19 protein-coding genes and 1 tRNA gene are annotated in these 19035 nt (G+C 68.2%); 16 read left to right on the forward strand and 4 right to left on the reverse strand.

Annotation, left to right across the window (positions count from 1 at the left end; all coding sequences use genetic code 11):
- Positions 1–37 precede the first annotated feature (37 nt).
- A complete protein-coding gene (gene recN / locus ACAM42_RS27400) occupies positions 38–1720 on the forward strand; it encodes a DNA repair protein RecN (RefSeq protein ID WP_139702595.1) in 1683 nt (560 codons plus the stop codon).
- A 2-nt stretch (positions 1721–1722) separates the two neighbouring features.
- A complete protein-coding gene (gene rapZ, locus ACAM42_RS27405; protein ID WP_062476353.1) occupies positions 1723–2595 on the forward strand; it encodes an RNase adapter RapZ in 873 nt (290 codons plus the stop codon).
- A 13-nt stretch (positions 2596–2608) separates the two neighbouring features.
- On the opposite strand, the gene mutY is transcribed toward rapZ, so the two are convergent.
- From mutY to mutM, 3 genes are all read right to left on the reverse strand, one after another.
- Positions 2609–3643, reverse strand: a complete 1035-nt coding sequence (gene mutY / locus ACAM42_RS27410) for an A/G-specific adenine glycosylase (protein ID WP_369632809.1) — start codon at positions 3641–3643, stop codon at positions 2609–2611.
- A 40-nt stretch (positions 3644–3683) separates the two neighbouring features.
- The gene (locus tag ACAM42_RS27415) at positions 3684–5657 is read right to left on the reverse strand and encodes a dynamin family protein (RefSeq protein WP_369630040.1); all 1974 of its coding nucleotides are present in this window, start codon (positions 5655–5657) and stop codon (positions 3684–3686) included.
- Between the two features lie 103 nt (positions 5658–5760).
- Positions 5761–6576: a bifunctional DNA-formamidopyrimidine glycosylase/DNA-(apurinic or apyrimidinic site) lyase gene (gene mutM, locus ACAM42_RS27420; RefSeq protein ID WP_369630041.1), complete on the reverse strand. Its 816-nt coding sequence runs from the start codon at positions 6574–6576 to the stop codon at positions 5761–5763.
- 71 nt (positions 6577–6647) lie between these two features.
- On the opposite strand from mutM, the gene ACAM42_RS27425 reads away from it, so the two are divergent.
- The 8 genes from ACAM42_RS27425 (at position 6648) to ACAM42_RS27460 (ending at position 13199) form a co-directional block, all read left to right on the forward strand.
- Positions 6648–8504 carry a tetratricopeptide repeat protein gene (locus ACAM42_RS27425; protein ID WP_369630042.1) on the forward strand — a complete coding sequence of 619 codons (1857 nt, stop codon included), beginning with the start codon at positions 6648–6650 and terminating at the stop codon, positions 8502–8504.
- Positions 8505–9050, forward strand: coding sequence for a lipoprotein insertase outer membrane protein LolB (locus ACAM42_RS27430; protein ID WP_369630043.1), 546 nt, complete (start codon positions 8505–8507; stop codon positions 9048–9050).
- Positions 9047–9928 (forward strand): 4-(cytidine 5'-diphospho)-2-C-methyl-D-erythritol kinase, encoded by an 882-nt coding sequence (gene ispE / locus ACAM42_RS27435; RefSeq protein WP_070061996.1) that lies wholly within the window; start codon positions 9047–9049, stop codon positions 9926–9928. The genes ACAM42_RS27430 and ispE overlap by 4 nt, the downstream gene beginning before the upstream one ends.
- Before the next feature lie 71 nt (positions 9929–9999).
- Positions 10000–10076 (forward strand) — tRNA-Gln (locus ACAM42_RS27440).
- A 143-nt stretch (positions 10077–10219) separates the two neighbouring features.
- Complete coding sequence (locus ACAM42_RS27445) at positions 10220–11194, forward strand: ribose-phosphate pyrophosphokinase (RefSeq protein ID WP_062476346.1); 975 nt, start codon at positions 10220–10222, stop codon at positions 11192–11194.
- Between the two features lie 86 nt (positions 11195–11280).
- Positions 11281–11937, forward strand: coding sequence for a 50S ribosomal protein L25/general stress protein Ctc (locus ACAM42_RS27450; RefSeq protein ID WP_062476274.1), 657 nt, complete (start codon positions 11281–11283; stop codon positions 11935–11937).
- Between the two features lie 81 nt (positions 11938–12018).
- On the forward strand, positions 12019–12654 hold the full coding sequence (gene pth / locus ACAM42_RS27455) for an aminoacyl-tRNA hydrolase (RefSeq protein ID WP_056573407.1): 636 nt from the start codon (positions 12019–12021) through the stop codon (positions 12652–12654).
- Between the two features lie 38 nt (positions 12655–12692).
- Positions 12693–13199, forward strand: coding sequence for a hypothetical protein (locus ACAM42_RS27460; RefSeq protein ID WP_369630044.1), 507 nt, complete (start codon positions 12693–12695; stop codon positions 13197–13199).
- On the opposite strand, the gene ACAM42_RS27465 is transcribed toward ACAM42_RS27460, so the two are convergent.
- Positions 13182–13484, reverse strand: a complete 303-nt coding sequence (locus ACAM42_RS27465) for a YfhL family 4Fe-4S dicluster ferredoxin (protein ID WP_369630045.1) — start codon at positions 13482–13484, stop codon at positions 13182–13184. The genes ACAM42_RS27460 and ACAM42_RS27465 overlap by 18 nt on opposite strands.
- 145 nt (positions 13485–13629) lie before the next feature.
- Between ACAM42_RS27465 and ACAM42_RS27470 the strand changes: the two genes are divergently transcribed.
- Genes ACAM42_RS27470 through ACAM42_RS27495 form a run of 6 tightly spaced genes read left to right on the forward strand, consistent with a single transcriptional unit; the run spans position 13630 to position 19034 of the window.
- The gene (locus tag ACAM42_RS27470) at positions 13630–14580 is read left to right on the forward strand and encodes an ABC transporter permease (protein ID WP_095746670.1); all 951 of its coding nucleotides are present in this window, start codon (positions 13630–13632) and stop codon (positions 14578–14580) included.
- A complete protein-coding gene (locus ACAM42_RS27475; protein WP_369630046.1) occupies positions 14577–15452 on the forward strand; it encodes an ABC transporter permease in 876 nt (291 codons plus the stop codon). Before ACAM42_RS27470 ends, ACAM42_RS27475 begins: the two co-directional genes overlap by 4 nt.
- An 11-nt stretch (positions 15453–15463) precedes the next feature.
- On the forward strand, positions 15464–16453 hold the full coding sequence (locus ACAM42_RS27480; RefSeq protein WP_369630047.1) for an ABC transporter ATP-binding protein: 990 nt from the start codon (positions 15464–15466) through the stop codon (positions 16451–16453).
- Positions 16450–17271, forward strand: a complete 822-nt coding sequence (locus ACAM42_RS27485; protein ID WP_369630048.1) for an ATP-binding cassette domain-containing protein — start codon at positions 16450–16452, stop codon at positions 17269–17271. Before ACAM42_RS27480 ends, ACAM42_RS27485 begins: the two co-directional genes overlap by 4 nt.
- 33 nt (positions 17272–17304) lie before the next feature.
- Positions 17305–17523, forward strand: coding sequence for a hypothetical protein (locus tag ACAM42_RS27490; protein ID WP_139706419.1), 219 nt, complete (start codon positions 17305–17307; stop codon positions 17521–17523).
- Between the two features lie 23 nt (positions 17524–17546).
- Complete coding sequence (locus ACAM42_RS27495; protein WP_070061989.1) at positions 17547–19034, forward strand: ABC transporter substrate-binding protein; 1488 nt, start codon at positions 17547–17549, stop codon at positions 19032–19034.
- The last annotated feature ends 1 nt before the right edge of the window (position 19035 follow it).

Below are 19035 nucleotides of genomic sequence, written 5' to 3' on the forward strand. Positions count from 1 at the left end.
ATGAAGGACCACGCCCCCAGCTTGAGGACGAACTGAGATGGCTTTGCGACGCATCGCACTGCGCGACTTCGTGATCGTGCGGTCCCTTGAACTCGACCTGTCCGCCGGCTTCACGGTGCTGACCGGGGAAACCGGCGCCGGCAAGTCCATCCTGATCGACGCGCTGCAGCTGGCGCTGGGCAACCGCGCCGACGCCGGTGCCGTGCGCGAAGGCGCCGAGCGGCTCGACGTGAGCGCCGAGTTCGACGCCGATCCGGCCCTGGCCGGCTGGCTCGACGAAGGCGGTTTCGAGGCCGGCGACGGCCTGCTGCTGCGCCGCACGGTCGACCTGCAGGGGCGCAGCCGCGGCTGGATCAACGGCAGCCCCGCCACCGCCACGCAGCTGCGCGAACTGGGCGACCGCCTGCTCGACATCCACGGCCAGCACGCCTGGCAGAGCCTGACCCGCCCCGAGGCCGTGCGCGGCCTGCTCGACGCCTACGCCGGCGCGCGCACCGACGCGCTCGACGCCGCCTGGCAGAGCTGGCGCCAGGCGCTCTCGGCGCTCGAGCACGCACGCTCGGCGCAAGACTCGCTGCAACGCGAGCGTGAGCGGCTGCAGTGGCAGATTTCCGAAGTCGCCAAGCTCGCGCCGGGTGCCGACGAGTGGGATGAGCTCTCCGCCCACCACTCGCGCATCTCGAACGCGCAGGCCCTCATCGACGCCGCCCAGGGCGCGAGCCAGGCGCTCGAAGACGACGACAACGGCGCCCTCGCCGCCCTCACGCGCGCCGCGACGCTGCTGCAGAACTGCGAGCACATCGAGCCTGAATTCCGCACGCTCGGCGAGGTGCTGGCCTCCTGCGTGGCGCAGGCTTCGGACGCGGCCCACTCGCTGCACGGCTACCTGCGCGACACCGACACCGATCCCAAGACCCTCGCCGAACTCGACGAGCGCATGGGCCTGTGGATGTCGCTCGCGCGCCGCTACAAGCGCACGCCCGCCGAGCTGCCCGCGCTGCTGGCCGGCTGGCAGGCGGAGCTGCAGGCGCTCGACGCACAAAGCGACCTCGAAGGCCTGGAGCGTGCCGAGCAGAACACCCAGCAGGCCTACATGAAGGAAGCCAAGGCGCTCGGCAAGATCCGCAAGCAGGCCGCACCGCGCCTGGCCCAGGCCGTCACGCAGGCGATGCAGGGCCTGGGCATGCAGGGCGGGCGCTTCGACGTCGAACTGCAGCCGCTGGCACAGCCCGGCCGCGCCGGCCTCGAAGAAATCTCGTTCCTGGTGGCCGGCCACGCCGGCAGCACGCCGCGCGCCATCGGCAAGGTGGCCTCGGGCGGTGAGCTCTCGCGCATCGCACTGGCCATTGCCGTGACGACCAGCGAACTGGGCGCCGCGCAGACGCTGATCTTCGACGAGGTCGATGCAGGCGTGGGCGGCGCCGTCGCCGAGACCGTGGGCCGCCTCATGAAGCAGCTCGGCCGCGACCGCCAGGTGCTCGCCGTGACCCATCTGCCGCAGGTGGCGGCCTGCGCCGACCACCACCTCGTGGTCGCCAAGCGCCAGACGACGGCGGCCGGCACGGACGGCCCGCGCACCGAAAGCGGCGTGTCGCGCCTCGCCGCCGACGACCGCGCGCGCGAAATCGCCCGCATGCTGGGCGGTGAAAAGGTGTCGGCCACCTCACTGGCCCATGCGCGCGAAATGCTGGGCCACAAGACGCCGGCGACCGCCCCATGAACATGAACCTCGACCTCGTCCTCATCACCGGCATGTCGGGCTCCGGCAAGTCGGTGGCGCTGCACGCGCTGGAAGACGCCGGCTACTACTGCGTCGACAACCTGCCACCCGAACTGCTCACGGCCTTCATCGCCCTGCAGCACGAGCAGCAGGCCACGCGCGTGGCGATCGCGATGGACGTGCGCAGCGGCGTGTCGCTGCCGATCGTGCCGCAACAGCTCGAGGCACTGCGCGCCGACGGCGTCTCGCTGCGCTCGCTGTTCCTCGACGCGACCACCGATGCGCTCCTGCGCCGCTATTCGGAAACGCGCCGACGCCACCCGCTCTCGCGCCAGGAAAGCCGCACCGACGTGCCCGAGCAGCACCGCGTGCTGGTGCAGGCCATCGAACTCGAACGCGAGCTGCTGGCCGACCTGCGCGACGGTGCCGACGTGATCGACACCAGCCTCATCCGCCCCGCGCAGCTCCAGAGCTACATCAAGGGGCTGATCTCGGCGCCGCAGAACGCGCTGACGCTGGTGTTCGAATCGTTCGCCTTCAAGCGCGGCGTGCCGCTCGATGCCGACTATGTGTTCGACGTGCGCATGCTGCCCAACCCGCACTACGTGCCGGCGCTGCGCGCACTCACGGGGCGCGACGAGCCGGTGATCGAATGGCTGCGCGAGCACGACGACGTGGCGCGCATGTTCGACGACATCGAGCAGTTCCTGACGCACTGGCTCGACGCACTGGCGCGCGACCACCGCAGCTACGTGACGGTGGCCATCGGCTGCACGGGCGGGCAGCACCGGTCGGTGTTCCTGGTCGAGCAGCTGGCGCGCGCCTTCGGTGCCCGCTGGGGCGCGCTCAAGCGCCACCGCGAACTCGACGCCTGACGACGAAGGCCGTTCAGGCCTCGGCGGTTTCCAGCAGCTTGCGCATCGGGGCGGGCAGCCCCAGCCGGCTCCACTCCTGCGCCTCGACCCAGCGCGCGCCCTCGCCTTGCGGCTGGACGCCCTGGAGCAGCACGGGGTGCAGGTGCAGGTCCTTGTGGGTGAGCACGTGCACGAAGGGTGGCAGTTCCTGCGTGTCGTGCGCCGCACCCGACGGCAGGGCCGCGAGCAGGTCGTCGTGGCTGTCGAATACCGGCAGGCAATGCAGCCCCGCCCAGATGCCCTTGGCGGGCCGCTTCTCCAGCCACACGCGCCCTTGCGCGTCGCGCGCCAGCAGCACCCACAGCGACTGGGCGCTGCGCTTGAGCTTGCGCGTCTTCACCGGATAGCGCTCGGGCGCGCCCTGGCGCAGGCCCACGCAGCTGGCGTTCACCGGGCAGATCATGCAGCTGGGCTTGCGCGGCAGGCAGACCGTGGCGCCCAGGTCCATCAGGCCCTGCGTGTAGTGCGCCACCGCCTCGCGCTGGCCGTCCGGCGGCAGCAGCTGCGTGGCAAGGTCCCACAGCGCGCGCTCCTGCGCCGATGACGACATGTCGCCGTCGAAGCCGAGCACGCGCGTCAACACGCGCTTCACATTGCCGTCGAGGATGGCCACGCGCTCGCCGAAACAGAAAGCTGCAATCGCGGCGGCCGTGGAGCGCCCGATGCCGGGCAGGGTCACGAGTTCGGCGGCGGTGTGCGGAAAGGCGCCGCCGAAGCGCGCGACCACCTCCTGCGCGCAGCGGTGCATGTTGCGCGCGCGGCTGTAGTAGCCCAGCCCGCTCCACAGGCCGAACACCTCGTCCTCGGTGCCGGCGGCCAGCGCCGCCACGTCGGGGAAGCGTTCGAGAAAGCGCGCGAAGTAGCCGAGCACGGTCGTGACCTGGGTCTGCTGGAGCATCACCTCCGAGAGCCAGACGCGGTACGGATCGCGCGTGTTCTGCCACGGAAGTTCGCTGCGCCCATGGCTGCGCTGCCAGCGCACGATCTGTGCGGCGAAATCGGGGGGCAGCGACAGAGATGGGGAAACGGCCGCCCGCGCGGCGTTGCGCTCAGGCCGCACGCAGTTGCTCGCCCGCGATGGCGGCGGCCGCGGCAGGCGGCTGGCTGCCGTGCTGCGCGATCAGCGAGGTGAACTCGTGCAGCCGCTCCTGCAACGCGGCCAGGTGGCTTTCCTGCGCGGCGATCTCGGCCAGCCGGTCGTCGAGGCTGCCCGCGGCGTTCTGGATGCGTTCGATCGCCTCGATGCGCTTGCTGAAATTGCGGCGGCGCTCCTTGAGCTGCGCATCGATCTGCGCGCTCGCGCCCTTGCTCCAGCGCTCGACCTCGGTCATGGCGGCTTCGTTGACAAGCCGCAGCCGGCTGGCCAGCGCGCGCACGAGCTTGTCGCAGAAGTCGGCCTGCGCGAGCTTGATCAGGTTGCCCACGCCCAGGTAGTGGATGTGGCTGCGCTCGATCTGGCCCAGCTCCTGCTCGAAGCCGCTCAGGTCGGGCTCGGCCGGCGCCTGCAGCGTGAAGCCCTGCTCGGCGTTGAGCTGGCGGAAGGTGGCGTGCAGCATCGACTGGATCTCGGCCGTCGTCGCCTGCACTTCGCGCAGGTTGTTGCGCAGCGCATCGAAGGTTTCGCCGTACACCTTGCGCACGTTGAACTTGACGCCGGGGCGCTTGAGCGCCGCGGCCAGCTTGACCATGTCGGCCTTGAGCGCCGTGCGCCCGAGCACCGCGTACACCTCGCGCAGCAGCTTGCCCTGCACCGAGCGCAGCGCCAGGATGCGGGTGTTGCTACCCTCGAATTCGGCGTGTTCCTGGTCGATGCGCGCACGCATGTGGCGGATCACCGACACGTTCTTGCCGCGCAGGCCCTGCAGTTCGAGCGCCTGTTCCGACAGGTCGCGTTGGCGCACCTTCAGCAGGCGCTCGGCCTCGGTGCGCAGCGCGGTCATGCCGGCGTCGACCGCCAACCGCAGCATGGTCTCGCGCTTGCCGAGCACGCCTTCGCCGAGCAGCGCCTCGAGCGCCGGCAGCCGGCTGGCGTCGAGCAGGGCCGCGTCGTGGCCGATCTTGGCCTGCAGGCCCTTCTGCGCCGACACCGGCAGCACCTGCGCCAGCGGCACCTCGAGCAGCCGGGCCGCGCCTTCGCGCTGGCGCTCGATCTGTTGCGCGATCTGCGCCGGGGTGCTCAGCGTGTCCCACAGCGTGTCGATCTTGTTGAGCACCACGAAGCGCGTGTCGTGGCTGTCGTCGCCGGTGATCAGGTGCTCGCGCCAGATGGACAGGTCGGAACGGGTCACGCCGGTTTCGGCGCCCAGGATGAAGACGACGGCATGCGCCTGCGGGATCAGGCTCACGGTGAGTTCGGGCTCGGCACCGATCGCGTTCAGGCCGGGCGTGTCGAGGATCACGAGGCCCTGCTCGAGCAGCGGGTGCGGCATGTTCAGCACCGCATGGCGCCAGCGCGGAATCTCGACGCGGCCTTCGGCGTCCTGCACCGGGTTGTCATCGGGCGTCTCTGGGTTCCAGAAGCCGAGCGCGCGGGCTTCGTCCTTGCTCACCCAGCGGACTTCGGCCACCTTGCCCATGGCCCGGGCCAGTTGCTCGGCGTCACCCACCTCGATGGGCAACTCGGTCCAGCGCGTGAGCCGCTCGCGCCAGTGGGCGAGCGAATGCGGCTCCAGACGGGTTTCGATGGGCAGCAGGCGCAGCTTGGGCGCCAGGGCGGCGTCGTAGCCCAGCTCGGTCGGGCACATCGTGGTGCGCCCGGCGCTGGCCGGCATGATCCGCCGCCCGTAGCCGGCGAAGAAGATCGCATTGATCAGCTCCGACTTGCCGCGCGAGAACTCGGCCACGAAGGCCACCATGACCTTGCTGGTGCGGATCTGGTCTTCGAGGGCGCGCAGCCGTTCGGCCACGGCCTGGTCGAGCAGCTCGTTGTCGGTCAGCCAACGGGACAGCCACTGAAGGCGGCGGGCGAAGTTGCTCCGCCAGGCGCCGTGCTGATCGAGCTGTTGGTTGAAAGAGCGGCTCAAGGGGAAGATGTAAGTAAGAATTTACAAATATAACATCGCCACATGGCGAACGGGGTACCAACAGGAGTTTGCCCCGAAGCAGCCGCCACCGGGCGCGCCCTCCCTAGGATTTCTGGCAATAGGGGCAGTAATAAGTAGAACGCTGCCCCTGTTTCAGCTGCCGGATCGGCGTGCCGCACACACGGCACGGCTCGCCCGCGCGGCCGTAGACGGTCGCTTCGAGCTGGAAGTAGCCGCTTTGCCCGTCCACGTTCGAGAAGTCGCGCAGGGTGCTGCCGCCCTTCTCCACCGCCCGCGCCAGGATGTCGCGCACCGCCGCATGCAGCTTCGCCGCGCGCGGCCGGCTGATGCGCGCCGCCGACAGGGTCGGCCGGATGCCGGCCATGAACAGCGCCTCCGACGCGTAGATGTTGCCCACGCCCACCACCACGTCGCCCGCGAGCAGCACCTGCTTGATGGCCGAGCGGCGTTTCTTCAGCCCGGCATGGAAGGCGTCGAGGTCGAAGGCATCGCCCAACGGCTCCATGCCCAGTCCGCCGAGCAGCTTGAGGGCCCAGGGCGCCTCTTCATCGTCCACGTAGACCACGGCGCCGAAGCGGCGCGGGTCGTTCAGCCGCAGCGTGCCAAGCTCGGTGACGAGGTCGAAGTGGTCGTGCACGCCGGGCTCCGGCAGGTGGATGTCGAAACGCAGGCTGCCCGACATGCCCAGGTGCAGCAGCAGCAACCCGCGGTCCAAGTCGATCAGCAGGTACTTGCCGCGACGGCGCACCTCGCGCACGCGGCGCCCGACGAGCGCCTGCGGCACCACCATCAGCGCCCAGCGCAGCGGCTTGCCGATGCGCACGGACTCGATGCGCGCACCGGCGATGCGGTCGGCAAAGCCGCGCCGGGTGACTTCGACTTCGGGTAGTTCAGGCATGAAAAGTAAAACTCCGGCAGCGACGAAGCCCCATGCGGCACTCGTTCAAATGGCTGGATTATTATGGTCAGATGAACCCATCGCCCCGCCGTCACCGCCTTGCGGCGGCCGCGTCTCTCGTGCTGCTTGCCTACACAACGCACGCACAATCTCTTGAACCCACCGCCGCCGGCAACCCGCCTCCCGCCATCGAGCGCACGGCACCGCCGAAGCCGCCGGTGCGCCCCCGGACGACCCCTGCGGCCGCCAAGCCGGCCGCCGAAGCCGCGCAGCCGTCGGCGCTGACGGCCGACCTGTTCTACGAAATCCTCATGGGCGAGATCACCGCCCGCTCGGGCGACCCCGGCTCCGGCTATTCGCTGGTGCTCGACGCCGCCCGGCGCCTGCGCGACGGCAAGCTGTTCCAGCGCGCGGTCGAAATCGCGCTGCAGTCGCGCTCCGGCGACGCCGCGATCTCCGCGGCGCGCGCCTGGCAGGAAGCCTTGCCCAATTCACGCGATGCCCGGCGCATCGAGCTGCAGATCCTGATCGCGCTGAACCGCATCAGCGAAACCGTCGAACCGCTGCGCGCCGAAGTGGCCGCCACCTCGCAGATCGAACGGCCCCTGTTGATGGCGGTGATCGCGCGCACCTACGGCCGCGCCGCCGACAAGAAGCTCGCCGCCTCGGTGGTCGAGCAAGCGCTGGTCGACGAGCTCAAGAGCCCTACGACCGGCGGACTGGCCTGGGCCACCGTGGGCCGGCTGCGCCTGAACGCCGGCGACCCCTCGGGGGCGCTGGACGCCGCGCGCAAGGGGCAAGCCATCGACCCGTCGTCCGAGGCACCCTCGGCGCTGGCGCTCGAGCTCATCGACCCGGGCCAGCCGCTGGCCGAGCCGATCGTCACGCGCTACCTCGCGAACAACCCCAAGGCCTCGCCCGACCTGCGCATCGCCTATGCGCGCACGCTGGTCGAGAACCGCCGCTTCAGCGACGCCAGCACGCAGCTGCAGACCCTGACCGCCGCACGCCCCGAGCTGGCGGAGCCCTGGCTGCTGCTCGGCAGCCTGCAGATGCAGGCCCGACAGGAAGCGGCGGCCGAAACCTCGCTCAAGCGCTACGTCGACCTGATGACCGCGCCGGGCCAGAGCCAGGACGCCGGTGACGTCGCGGACCGCAAGCGCGGGCTGACGCAGGCGTATCTCGTGCTCTCGCAGCTGGCCGAGCGGCGCAAGGATTTCCAGGCGGCCGACCGCTGGATCACGCGCATCGACAGCACTGACAACCAGAGCGCCATCCAGGGCCGCCGCGCCAGCCTGCTCGCCAAGCAGGGCAAGCTGCCCCAGGCCCGCGAGCTGCTACGCGCGCTGCCCGAGCGCACGGCGGAGGAGCGCAAGCAGAAACTGCTGGCCGAAACCCAGCTGCTGCGCGAAGCCAAGCAATACCAGGCCGCCTACGACCTGCTGGCCCAGGCCTCGGCCGCCGCGCCGGACGACGGCGACCTCGTCTACGACCAGGCCATGATGGCCGAGAAGCTCAATCGCCTGGACGACATGGAGCGGCTGCTGCGCCGCCTCATGACGCTCAAGCCCGAGAGCCAGAACGCGTACAACGCGCTGGGCTACTCCTTTGCCGATCGCAAGATCCGGCTCGACGAGGCCCGCACGCTCATCCAGAAGGCGGTGCAGCTCGCGCCCGAAGACCCGTTCATCGCCGACAGCCTGGGCTGGGTCGAGTTCCGGCTCGGCAACACGGCGGAGGCGATCCGCATCCTCGAGGCGGCCTACAAGTCGCGGCCCGACCCCGAGATCGGCGCGCATTTCGGCGAAGTCCTGTGGTCGGTCGGCCAGAAGGACCGCGCGGTCGCGATCTGGAAAGAATCGCTGCTGACCGACGCCGAAAACGAGACGCTGCAGGAAACCCTCAAGCGCCTGCGCGTCAAACCCTGAATGGCATCGATCACGCACACGGCTCCCGCGCGGGGCGATGGGTCCTTCACCCGCCGCGCGGCGCTGGGCACGGGCGGCGGTGCACTGCTGCTGTGGCTCGCGGGCTGCGCCCAGCTCTCGGGCGGCCCGACAGCCGCGCCCGGGCGATCGGCCAGCTGGAGCGGGCGCATGTCGCTGCGCATCGACAGCGAACCGGTCCAGACCTTTGCCGCCCTGTTCGAGCTGCGCGGCTCGGCCGAAACCGGCGACCTGACGCTGACCACGCCCATCGGCAGCACGCTCGCGCAACTGCACTGGGCGCCGGGTGAAGCCCTGCTGAAGAACGGCAGCGAGACCCGCCGCTACGACTCCGTCGACGCGCTGATCGAAGCCGCCACCGGCGCCGCCATTCCGGTGGGCGCCCTGTTCGGCTGGCTCGACGGCCGCGCCGACCCCGTGCCCGGCTGGCGCGCCGACCTGGGCCAGCTGTCGAACGGCCGCCTGCAGGCCACGCGCGAATCTCCGGCGCCCCGGGCAGACCTGCGCATCGTGTTCGAACGCTCATGAAGGCGATCTACGACCTTCCCGCGCCGGCCAAGCTGAACCTGTTCCTGCACATCACCGGGCGGCGCGACGACGGCTATCACCTGCTGCAGTCGGTCTTCATGCTGATCGACTGGTGCGACACGCTGCACGTCGAGCTGCGCAACGATGGCCAACTGAGCCGCGAAGACCTCACCACGCCGCTGCCGGCCGACGACCTCGTGCTGCGCGCCGCCCGTGCGCTGCAGGCGCATGCCGCGCCCGGCCAGGGCGCGCACATCGGCATCGCCAAGCACGTGCCGGCGCAGGCGGGCATGGGCGGAGGGTCGTCGGACGCGGCCACCTGCCTGCTCGCGCTCAACCGCCTCTGGAACCTGAACCTGCCGCTGTCGCGCCTGGCGCAGATCGGGCTGAAGCTGGGTGCGGATGTGCCTTTCTTCCTCGGCGGACGCAACGCCTGGGTCGAGGGCATCGGCGAGGAAATCACCCCCGTGAACCTGCCGCCGGCACGCTTCGTGGTGGCCAAGCCACCCGAGGGACTCGATACCCGATTAATTTTTTCTGCGGATGATTTGGAACGGGCAACTCCTGTTGCTATAATCTCAGGCTTTGCTGCAGATAGCGAACAGCTAGAAGCCACAAACCTCGGTAACGGGGTTTACGACTTCGGTCACAACGACCTGCAGCCGGTTGCCCAACGGCTTTGCCCCGCAGTCACCGACGCCATCGAATGGCTCGGACTGCAAGGATTGAAGGCCCGGATGACCGGCTCCGGAAGTTCGGTGTTCGCGAAGATGCCGCAATTGCCGCAGGAAGCGGAACTGCTCGAAGCCCCCCGGGGATGGCAGGTTCGACAATGCGACAATCTGGCAGTTCATCCACTCTGGGGATGGGCAGCCTGAAGAGATAATCGGAACGCTCTGCGGTTCGATGCGACATATATCGGTGGATGGTGCAAACCATCAACCTGTGTAGGGGAGTCGCCAAGCTGGTTAAGGCACTGGATTTTGATTCCAGCATGCAAAGGTTCGAATCCTTTCTCCCCTGCCAAATCTCTCAAACTGCGGCCTGATGGCCGCAGTGCTTCTTTTGCAGTCCACCGGCTGCAATAATCGGCGGCCCACACAGGCCGCCACGACTCGAAACCTTTGGCGGCTTTCCCGCAAGCCCATTTGCACTGCCCGGACGCGCTCATGCAGGCCAATCACCCTGATTTCTTGGTTTTCACCGGCAACGCCAATCCCGGCCTTGCTGCAGAAATCGCGCACAACCTCGGCACCTCGCTGGGCGCCGCACGCGTCGGTCGCTTCTCCGATGGCGAAGTCACCGTCGAGATCAACCAGAACGTCCGTGCCCGCGACGTGTTCGTGGTGCAGTCGACCTGCGCGCCGACCAACGAAAACCTGATGGAACTGCTGATCATGGTCGACGCGCTCAAGCGCGCCTCGGCCGAGCGGATCAGCGCCGTGATTCCCTACTTCGGCTACGCCCGCCAGGACCGCCGCCCGCGCTCGAGCCGCGTGCCGATCTCGGCCAAGGTGGTCGCCAACCTGCTGGAAACCGTGGGCGTCGAGCGCGTGCTCACCATGGATCTGCACGCCGACCAGATCCAGGGCTTCTTCGACATTCCGGTCGACAACATCTACGCCTCGCCCGTGCTGCTGGGCGACCTGCGCCAGAAGAACTACGAAGACCTGATCGTGGTCTCGCCCGACGTCGGCGGCGTGGTCCGCGCCCGTGCGCTGGCCAAGCAACTGAACTGCGACCTCGCCATCATCGACAAGCGCCGCCCGAAGGCCAACGTCAGCGAAGTCATGAACGTGATCGGCGAAATCGACGGCCGCAACTGCGTGATCATGGACGACATGATCGACACCGCCGGCACGCTGGTCAAGGCAGCCGAAGTGCTGAAGGAACGCGGCGCCAAGAGCGTGTACGCCTACTGCACGCACCCGATCTTCTCGGGCCCGGCCATCGAGCGCCTCTCCAAGGGCACGGCCCTGGACGAAGTGGTCGTCACCAACACCATCCCTCTTTCCGACGCGGCCGTCGCGTGCGGAAAGATCCGCCAGCTCTCCGTGGCACCGCTGATCGCCGAAACGATCCAGCGCATTGCCAAGGGCGAGTCGGTGATGAGTTTGTTCTCGGACCAGGACAACCTGTTCTGAGCTGAGAGCGAAAAAGCAGGCCTCCTTCGGAGGCCTTTTTGAACCAGAGTCGCACTGGTCGCGGTGGACTCTCACAGGAGCTAGTTATGAAATTCGTCGCTTATGAGCGCGCAAAGCAGGGCACGGGTGCGAGCCGCCGTCTCCGCATCACGGGCAAGACCCCGGGCATCGTCTACGGTGGTGACACCCAGCCGCAACTGATCGAAATCGATCACAACGCGCTGTGGCACGCCCTGAAGAAGGAAGCCTTCCACTCGTCGATCCTCGAAATGGACCTCGCCGGCGCCGTCACCAAGGTGCTGCTGCGCGACGTGCAGTACCACCCGTTCCGCCAGCTGGTGCAACACATCGACTTCCAACGCGTCGATGCCAAGACCCGCATGAACATGAAGGTGCCGCTTCACTTCAAGGGTGAAGAAGAGTCCGACGCCGTCAAGCTGGATCACAACCTCGTGAACCACGTGATGACCGAACTGGAAATCAACTGCCTGCCCAGCGATCTGCCTGAATTCATCGAGATCGACCTCTCGGGCCTGAAGAAGAACGCCACGCTGCACGTCAACGACATCAAGCTGCCCAAGGGCGTGAAGTTCGTGAGCCACGGCAAGACCAACCCCGTCATCGTGTCGGCCGTGCCGCCGCTGGTCTCGGAAGAGCCCGCACCGGCCGCCGAAGGCGCAGCCGCTGAAGGCGCTGCTGCTGCCGCTGGCAAGCCCGCCGCCAAGACGGCCAAGAAGAAGTAATCCTCTTTCTTTCCGTCCACGAACAGAAGGCCCGCCCCGTGCGGGCCTTTTGCTTTGTGGGGCGGCGAGATAATTCCCGCCATGATCAAGCTGTTTGTCGGTCTCGGAAACCCGGGCCCTGAGTACGAAGCCACGCGCCACAACGCGGGCTTCTGGTGGATCGACGCCCTCGCGCGCGACTGGAAACTCAACCTCGTGCCCGAGCGCGGCTACCACGGCCTTGCGGCACGCGCGAACATCGGCGGCCAGAGCATCTGGCTGCTGGAGCCGCAGACCTTCATGAACCTGTCGGGCAAGTCGGTGGCCGCGCTGGCGCGCTTCTTCAAGATCGCGCCCGAGGAAATCCTCGTGGTGCACGACGAACTCGACGTGGTGCCCGGCCAGGCCAAGCTCAAGTTCGGCGGCAGCCATGCGGGCCACAACGGCCTGCGCGACATCCACGCGCAACTCGGCACCGGCGACTACTGGCGCCTGCGGCTGGGCATCGGCCATCCCGGCGTGAAGTCGGAGGTGGTCAACTGGGTGCTCAAGAAGCCGCTCAAGGAGCAGCGCGAAGCGATCGAAGACGCCATCGTGCGCACCCTGCATGCCGCCCCCGCGCTGGTGGCCGGCGAGATGGAAAAAGCCACGCTGATGATTCACACGAGCAAACCGCCGCGGCCCAAGCCGCCGAGGCGGGAGCCCGGCGACGGAGGCACGACGCCTGCCGCCACCTAGCCGGCCACGGGAGTGCAGGGAGGGAGAGCAAACAAGAAATGAGAAAAAGAAGAACGACGACGAAGAACAAGAAGACCGCAGGAACAGCGGCAATCGCTATATTTTCAATAGCACTGTCCGCCGCCTCCATGGGCGCTTCAGCCCAGACCTGGCGATGCGGCAACACCTATTCCGACCAGCCGTGCGAAGGTGGGCGGACCGTGAAGGTGGACGACCAGCGCAGCGATGCGGACCGCAAGGCGTCGGAAGACGCCACGCGCCGCAACGAACACAGCGCGGGTCGGCTGGCACGCCACCGGGAGTCGCAGGCGCGGGAGGCGCTCGGCCGGCGCAGTCCCACGACCTTCGATGCGGGGCGCTTCGCCACGAACGCGCAACCGCTCACGCCCGCCGAACAGGCCGCCCAGGCCCGTCAGCGCAAGCACACGGCCGAGCCCCGCCCGACGAGCGCGCGCTTCAACAGTCCTTCGACCGGCGACGAGGCACCGAAGGACACAGGCAAGAAGAAAAAGAAGAAGAAACCCGGCTCAGGCGGCGCCGGCTGACGACGGCGAGGCGGCAGCCGAAGCTGGCGCTGCCGCCTTGTCCGCCGTGAGGCGCACGTACTTCTGCATCAGCGTCTCGCGGGTCTCCACATGGTCCGGGTTCACCGGGATGCAGGCCACCGGGCAGATCTGCACGCACTGCGGCTCGTCGAAGTGGCCGACGCACTCGGTGCACTTGTGCGGATCGATCTCGTAGAACTCGGCGCCCATGTAGATCGCATCGTTCGGGCACTCGGGCTCGCAGACATCGCAGTTGATGCATTCGTCGGTGATCATGAGGGCCATCCTGCGATTATCGACGGAGCGGGCGAACACCCCGCCACGGGCCTTGCGGAGCCCCCGCCAGCGTCAGGGCGGTCCGGCGAGGAGCGACAAAGTTTACAGCCAGGGCACGGTTGTTGCACCAGTCAGTTATGCTGCGGCCCGCCCCATGAGTCTGTTTCTATTCAAGCGCATCGCCACGCTGATCGGCACCCTGATCGGCGCCTCGGTCATCGTTTTCCTGGTCCTCGAGATCCTGCCCGGCAATGCCGCGCAGATGCTCATGGGCCCCGACGCCTCGCCCGACGCCGTCGCCGCCCTGGCCACCAAGCTCGGCTTGGACCAGCCCGCGTGGACGCGCTACTGGCACTGGATCGGCGGCCTGCTCACCGGCAACCTCGGTGACAGCTATGCCTACAGCTCGCCCGTCATCGACCTGATCCTGGAGCGCCTGGCGCTCACCGTGCCACTGGCCGTGATGGCCATGGCCCTCACCGTCGTCATCGCCCTGCTCGTGGGCGTGACGGCCGCGGCGCGCCACAACAAGCTCGGCGACGTCGGCCTCATGGGCATGGCCCAGGTCGGCATCGCCATTCCCAACTTCTGGTTCGCGATCCTGCTGATCCTCGTGTTCTCGGTGCAACTGCAGTGGTTCTCCGCGGGCGGCTTCGAGGGCTGGGGTGAAGGCATCTTCGCGGGGCTCAAGTCCCTGCTGCTGCCCGCGCTATCGCTCGCGGTGGTGCAGGCCGCGATCCTCGCTCGCATCACGCGCTCGGCGGTGCTCGAGGTGATGCGCGAAGACTTCGTTCGCACCGCGCGCGCCAAGGGCGTGTCGCAGCGCATGGTGCTGTGGACCCACGTGCTGCGCAACGCGATGATCCCCGTCATCACCGTCATGGGCATGCAATTCTCCGAGCTGCTGGCCGGCACCATCGTGGTGGAGAACGTGTTCTACCTGCCCGGGCTCGGTCGCCTGATCTTCCAGGCCATCAGCAACCGCGACCTGATCGTGGTGCGCAACTGCGTGATGCTGCTCGCGGCCATGGTCGTCATCGTGAACTTCGTGGTCGACGTGCTGTACGCCGTCATCGACCCGCGCATCAAGGCGAGCGACGTATGAGCACGACCACCGTTCCCAGCGCCGTCGTGCTCAAGGTGCCGGGCTTCTGGCGCCGCGCCCTGCACCACCGCAGCTTCGCGATCGGCGGCGTGCTGAGCCTGCTGCTGTTGATCGCTGCCGCGCTCTCCCTGGTCTGGACACCCTGGTCGCCCTACGCGATGGACATGGCAAACAAGATGCAGGGCCCTTCGGCCACGCACTGGCTCGGCACCGATGCCTTCGGGCGCGATGTGGCCTCGCTGCTGCTGGTGGGTGCACGTGCGTCCATCCTGGTGGGCGTGATTGCCGTCGGCATCGGCCTCGTGGTCGGCACGGCGCTGGGCCTGCTCGCTGCTGCGAGGCGCGGCTGGGTCGAGGAAGCGGTGATGCGCCTGTCGGACTTCACGCTGGCCTTCCCCGCGATCCTCTCGGCCATCATGATGACCGCCGTGTTCGGCGCCGGCATCGTCAACGCCATCATCGCGATCGGCATCTACAACATCCCGACGTTTGCACGCATCACACGCGCTTCAGCCAACGCGATCTGGTCGCGCGAGTACGTCGCCGCCGCGCGCGCCTGCGGCAAGGGCAGCTTCGCGATCACGATGCAGCACGTGCTGCCGAACATCTCCGCCGTGCTGATCGTGCAGATCACCATCCGCTTCGCCATCGCGATCCTGGCCGAAGCTGCGCTGTCGTACCTCGGCCTCGGCACGCAACCGCCGCAACCTTCATGGGGCCGCATGCTCAGCGAAGCCCAGACCCTCATGTTCCAGCAACCGCTGCTCGCGGTGTTCCCCGGCATGGCCATCGCCCTGGCGGTGCTCGGCCTGAACCTGATGGGCGACGGCCTGCGCGACCTGCTCGATCCGCGCCTGGCGCGCGCGAGGTAAACAAGCACGCCATGGCGCTTCTCGAAGTCAACGACCTCCACATCGGCCTGCAGACCCAGCGCGGCCCGGCCGAAGCCGTGCGCGGCATTTCCTTCTCGCTGGAGCGCGGCGAAACGCTGGGCATCGTCGGCGAATCGGGCTGCGGCAAGTCGATCACCGTGATGTCGCTCATGGGCCTGCTGCCCGCGACCGCGAAGGTCACGGGCAGCATCCGCTTCGACGGCACCGAGCTGGTCGGGCACGACGAAAAGGACATGTGCCAGATCCGCGGCAACCGCATCGGCATGATCTTCCAGGAGCCGATGACGGCGCTGAACCCGGTGCACACCATCGCGCGCCAGGTCGGTGAGCCGCTGCGGCTGCACCGCGGCCTGTCGAAAGCCGAGGCGCGCAAGGAAGTGCTCGCGCTGCTCGACCGCGTCGGCATTCCCGATGCGGCCTCGCGCCTCGATGCCTACCCGCACCAGTTCTCCGGCGGGCAGCGCCAGCGCATCGGCATCGCGATGGCGCTGGCCTGCGGGCCCGACCTGCTGATCGCCGACGAGCCCACCACCGCGCTCGATGTGACGATCCAGAAGCAGATCCTGGAGCTCATCCAGGGCCTCGTGGCCGAGCGCGGCATGGCGCTGATCCTGATCTCGCACGACCTCGGCGTGATCTCGCAGACGGTCTCGAAGATGCTCGTGATGTACGGCGGCAGCGTGGTCGAGAGCGGCCCCACCGACGCCGTGTTCGCCAAGCGCGCCCACCCCTACACGCAAGGCCTGTTCGCCGCGCGCCCCGCCATCGGTGCGCCGCGCGGTCTGCGCCTGGCCACCATCCGCGGCAACGTGCCCGAGCTGGTCGACCTGCCGCCGGGCTGCCCGTTCGCGGGCCGCTGCGCGTACACGGTCGACGCCTGCCACACCACGCGGCCGTCCGCCACGGTGCTGCCGCCGGACCATGCGGTGCGCTGCATGCGTCTCGAAGAAATTGCAGCCGCGCAGGCTGTTGCGCCATGAATCCATCGACCCCGTTGCTGCAGGTGACCGACCTCGTGCGGCACTACGCCCTGCCGCGCGAAAAACTCTTCGGCCCGCCGCCCACCGTGAAGGCGCTCAACGGCGTGAGCTTCAGTGTGCAGGCCGGCAAGAGCGTGGGCATCGTCGGCGAATCGGGATCGGGCAAGTCGACCATCGCGCGCCTCGTGATGGCGCTGGACACGCCCACCTCGGGCAGCGTCGCACTCGAAGGCCGAAACCTGCACACGCTGTCGAAGGCCGAGCTACGCACCGCGCGGCGCGACTTCCAGATGGTGTTCCAGGACCCGTACGGTTCGCTCGACCCGCGCCAGACCGTCGCCCGCATCGTCGCCGAGCCGCTCGAAGCACTGGCCGAAACACGCCGCGCCGAGCAGCGCGAACGCGCCGCCGAAGCGCTCGCCGCCGTGGGCCTGCGCACCACCGACCTCGACAAGTACCCGCACGAGTTCTCCGGCGGACAGCGCCAGCGCATCGCGATCGCACGCGCGCTCATCACGCGGCCCAAGCTCATCGTCGCCGACGAGCCCGTGAGCGCGCTCGATGTGTCCGTGCAGGCCCAGGTGCTCAACCTCATGCAGGACCTGCAGCAGCAGTTCGGCATCAGCTACCTACTCATCAGCCACGACCTCGCCGTGGTCAACCACCTGTGCGACGAGGTGTGCGTGGTGTTCAAGGGCCAGATCGTGGAGCAGGGGCCGCCGGCCGAGCTGTTCCATCACGCGCAGCATCCGTACACCCGCACCCTGCTGTCGGCGGTGCTGCACACGCCGCCCGGCGGCACGCTGCGCGCGGCCTGAAGTCGCCGGGGCGCGGCCTCGGACACATCGGTCATGAGCATCTGGTGGCGCAAGCGGTTGGCTTCGCGCAAGATCGCTCGCCCATCCGGGAACGTCCCGAGGAAAAACCGCCCGCGCCGGCGCGCACCGGAGGGCCTGCTGCGAGAGAATGATCCGCTGCACGTGGCATCTTTCGTGCTGTGTGTCTTTCTTTCGTGGCGCTGCGCTTCCCCCTGGGGCACGGTGCGCGCCGAAGCAGTCATTCGACACTGACCGTTTTCCGGAGATCACCCCGTATGTTGAACCGTCGCACGCTCCTTACCACCGCCGGCGCCACCGTCGCCCTGGCCACCCCGCTGGCCGGCATGGCGCAGGGCCGCAAGGACGCCATCGTGATCGGCATGGCCCTGGAGCCGCCGGGCCTGGACCCGACCACCGGCGCCGCCGCCGCCATCGCCGAGGTCGTGCAATACAACATCCTGGAAACGCTGACCAAGATCAACGTCGACGGCAGCGTCACGCCGCTGCTGGCCGAGAGCTGGGAAATCTCGCCCGACCTGAAGACCTACACCTTCAAGCTGCGCAAGGGCGTCAAGTTCCAGAACGGCGAGCCCTTCAACGCGTCCACCGTCAAGTTCGCGTTCGACCGCGCCGGCGGCGAGAAGAGCACCAACAAGGACAAGCGCACCTTCGCCAACCTCGCCACGCAGGTGGTCGACGAGCACACGGTCGTGGTCATCAACAAGGAGATCGACCCCGACCTGCCCTTCGTGCTGGGCCAGGCCACGGCCGCCATCGTCGAGCCCAAGAGCGCCGAGGGCAATGCCACCAAGCCGATCGGCACCGGCCCCTACAAGCTGGACAACTGGGCCAAGGGCTCGTCGATCACGCTGAGCAAGTGGGAGGGCTTCCGCGCCCCCGCCGTCGCCAAGATCAACAAGGTCACCTTCCGCTTCATCTCGGACACCGCCGCGCAGGCCGCCGCCGTGCTCTCGGGCGACGTGGACGTGTTCACGCGCATCGGCACGCGCGCCGTGCCGCAGTTCCGCAACAACCCGCAGTTCCAGACCATCCTGGCCGGTTCACGCGCCAAGACCATCCTCTCGATCAACAACAAGAAGAAGCCCCTGGACGACGTGCGCGTGCGCCGCGCCATCCTCGCGGCCATCGACCGCAAGGCCTTCATCGAGGGCGCGGCCGACGGCCTGGGCGTGCCGATCGGCAGCCACTACGTGCCGGGTGCCGCGGGCTACATCGACACCACGGGCATCAACCCCTTCGACATCGAGAAGGCCAAGAAGCTGCTGGCCGAAGCCGGCGTGAAGACCCCGCTCGAACTGCGCATGACCCTGCCCCCGCCGCCGTACGCGCGCCAGGGCGGCGAAGTCATCGTGGCCCAGCTCGCCAAGATCGGCATCAACGTGAAGATCCAGAACGTCGAGTGGGCGCAGTGGCTCAGCGGCACCTACACCAACAAGGACTACGACCTGTCGATCATTTCGCACGTCGAGCCCTTCGACCTGGGCAACTACGCCAAGCCCGACTACTACTGGGGCTACCAGTCGAAGGCCTTCGACACGCTGTTCGACAAGATCAAGTCCACCGGCAACGCGGCGGAGCGCAACAAGCTGCTGGGCGAGGCGCAGAAGCTGCTGGCCACCGACGCGGCCAACGGCTTCCTCTACCAGCCGCAGTTCCCGACCGTGGCCAAGAAGAACGTCAAGGGCCTCTGGAAAGAGAACCCGATCTTCGTGAACGACCTGTCGGCCCTGTCGTGGGGATGAG

Source organism: Variovorax sp. V35 (genome assembly GCF_041154465.1).
Taxonomy (GTDB): domain Bacteria; phylum Pseudomonadota; class Gammaproteobacteria; order Burkholderiales; family Burkholderiaceae_C; genus Variovorax; species Variovorax boronicumulans.

Bases quoted from the DNA above. Each gene is read 5' to 3' on its own strand.
- ACAM42_RS27465 (WP_369630045.1), bottom strand. From the start codon at position 13,484: ATGGCCCTCATGATCACCGACGAATGCATCAACTGCGATGTCTGCGAG.
- mutM (WP_369630041.1), bottom strand. From the start codon at position 6,576: ATGCCTGAACTACCCGAAGTCGAAGTCACCCGGCGCGGCTTTGCCGAC.
- recN (WP_139702595.1), top strand. From the start codon at position 38: ATGGCTTTGCGACGCATCGCACTGCGCGACTTCGTGATCGTGCGGTCC.
- ACAM42_RS27445 (WP_062476346.1), top strand. From the start codon at position 10,220: ATGCAGGCCAATCACCCTGATTTCTTGGTTTTCACCGGCAACGCCAAT.
- ACAM42_RS27430 (WP_369630043.1), top strand. From the start codon at position 8,505: ATGGCATCGATCACGCACACGGCTCCCGCGCGGGGCGATGGGTCCTTC.
- ACAM42_RS27450 (WP_062476274.1), top strand. From the start codon at position 11,281: ATGAAATTCGTCGCTTATGAGCGCGCAAAGCAGGGCACGGGTGCGAGC.
- ACAM42_RS27425 (WP_369630042.1), top strand. From the start codon at position 6,648: ATGAACCCATCGCCCCGCCGTCACCGCCTTGCGGCGGCCGCGTCTCTC.
- ACAM42_RS27485 (WP_369630048.1), top strand. From the start codon at position 16,450: ATGAATCCATCGACCCCGTTGCTGCAGGTGACCGACCTCGTGCGGCAC.
- ACAM42_RS27470 (WP_095746670.1), top strand. From the start codon at position 13,630: ATGAGTCTGTTTCTATTCAAGCGCATCGCCACGCTGATCGGCACCCTG.
- ACAM42_RS27495 (WP_070061989.1), top strand. From the start codon at position 17,547: ATGTTGAACCGTCGCACGCTCCTTACCACCGCCGGCGCCACCGTCGCC.
- ACAM42_RS27480 (WP_369630047.1), top strand. From the start codon at position 15,464: ATGGCGCTTCTCGAAGTCAACGACCTCCACATCGGCCTGCAGACCCAG.
- ACAM42_RS27490 (WP_139706419.1), top strand. From the start codon at position 17,305: ATGAGCATCTGGTGGCGCAAGCGGTTGGCTTCGCGCAAGATCGCTCGC.
- pth (WP_056573407.1), top strand. From the start codon at position 12,019: ATGATCAAGCTGTTTGTCGGTCTCGGAAACCCGGGCCCTGAGTACGAA.
- rapZ (WP_062476353.1), top strand. From the start codon at position 1,723: ATGAACCTCGACCTCGTCCTCATCACCGGCATGTCGGGCTCCGGCAAG.
- ispE (WP_070061996.1), top strand. From the start codon at position 9,047: ATGAAGGCGATCTACGACCTTCCCGCGCCGGCCAAGCTGAACCTGTTC.
- ACAM42_RS27475 (WP_369630046.1), top strand. From the start codon at position 14,577: ATGAGCACGACCACCGTTCCCAGCGCCGTCGTGCTCAAGGTGCCGGGC.
- ACAM42_RS27460 (WP_369630044.1), top strand. From the start codon at position 12,693: ATGAGAAAAAGAAGAACGACGACGAAGAACAAGAAGACCGCAGGAACA.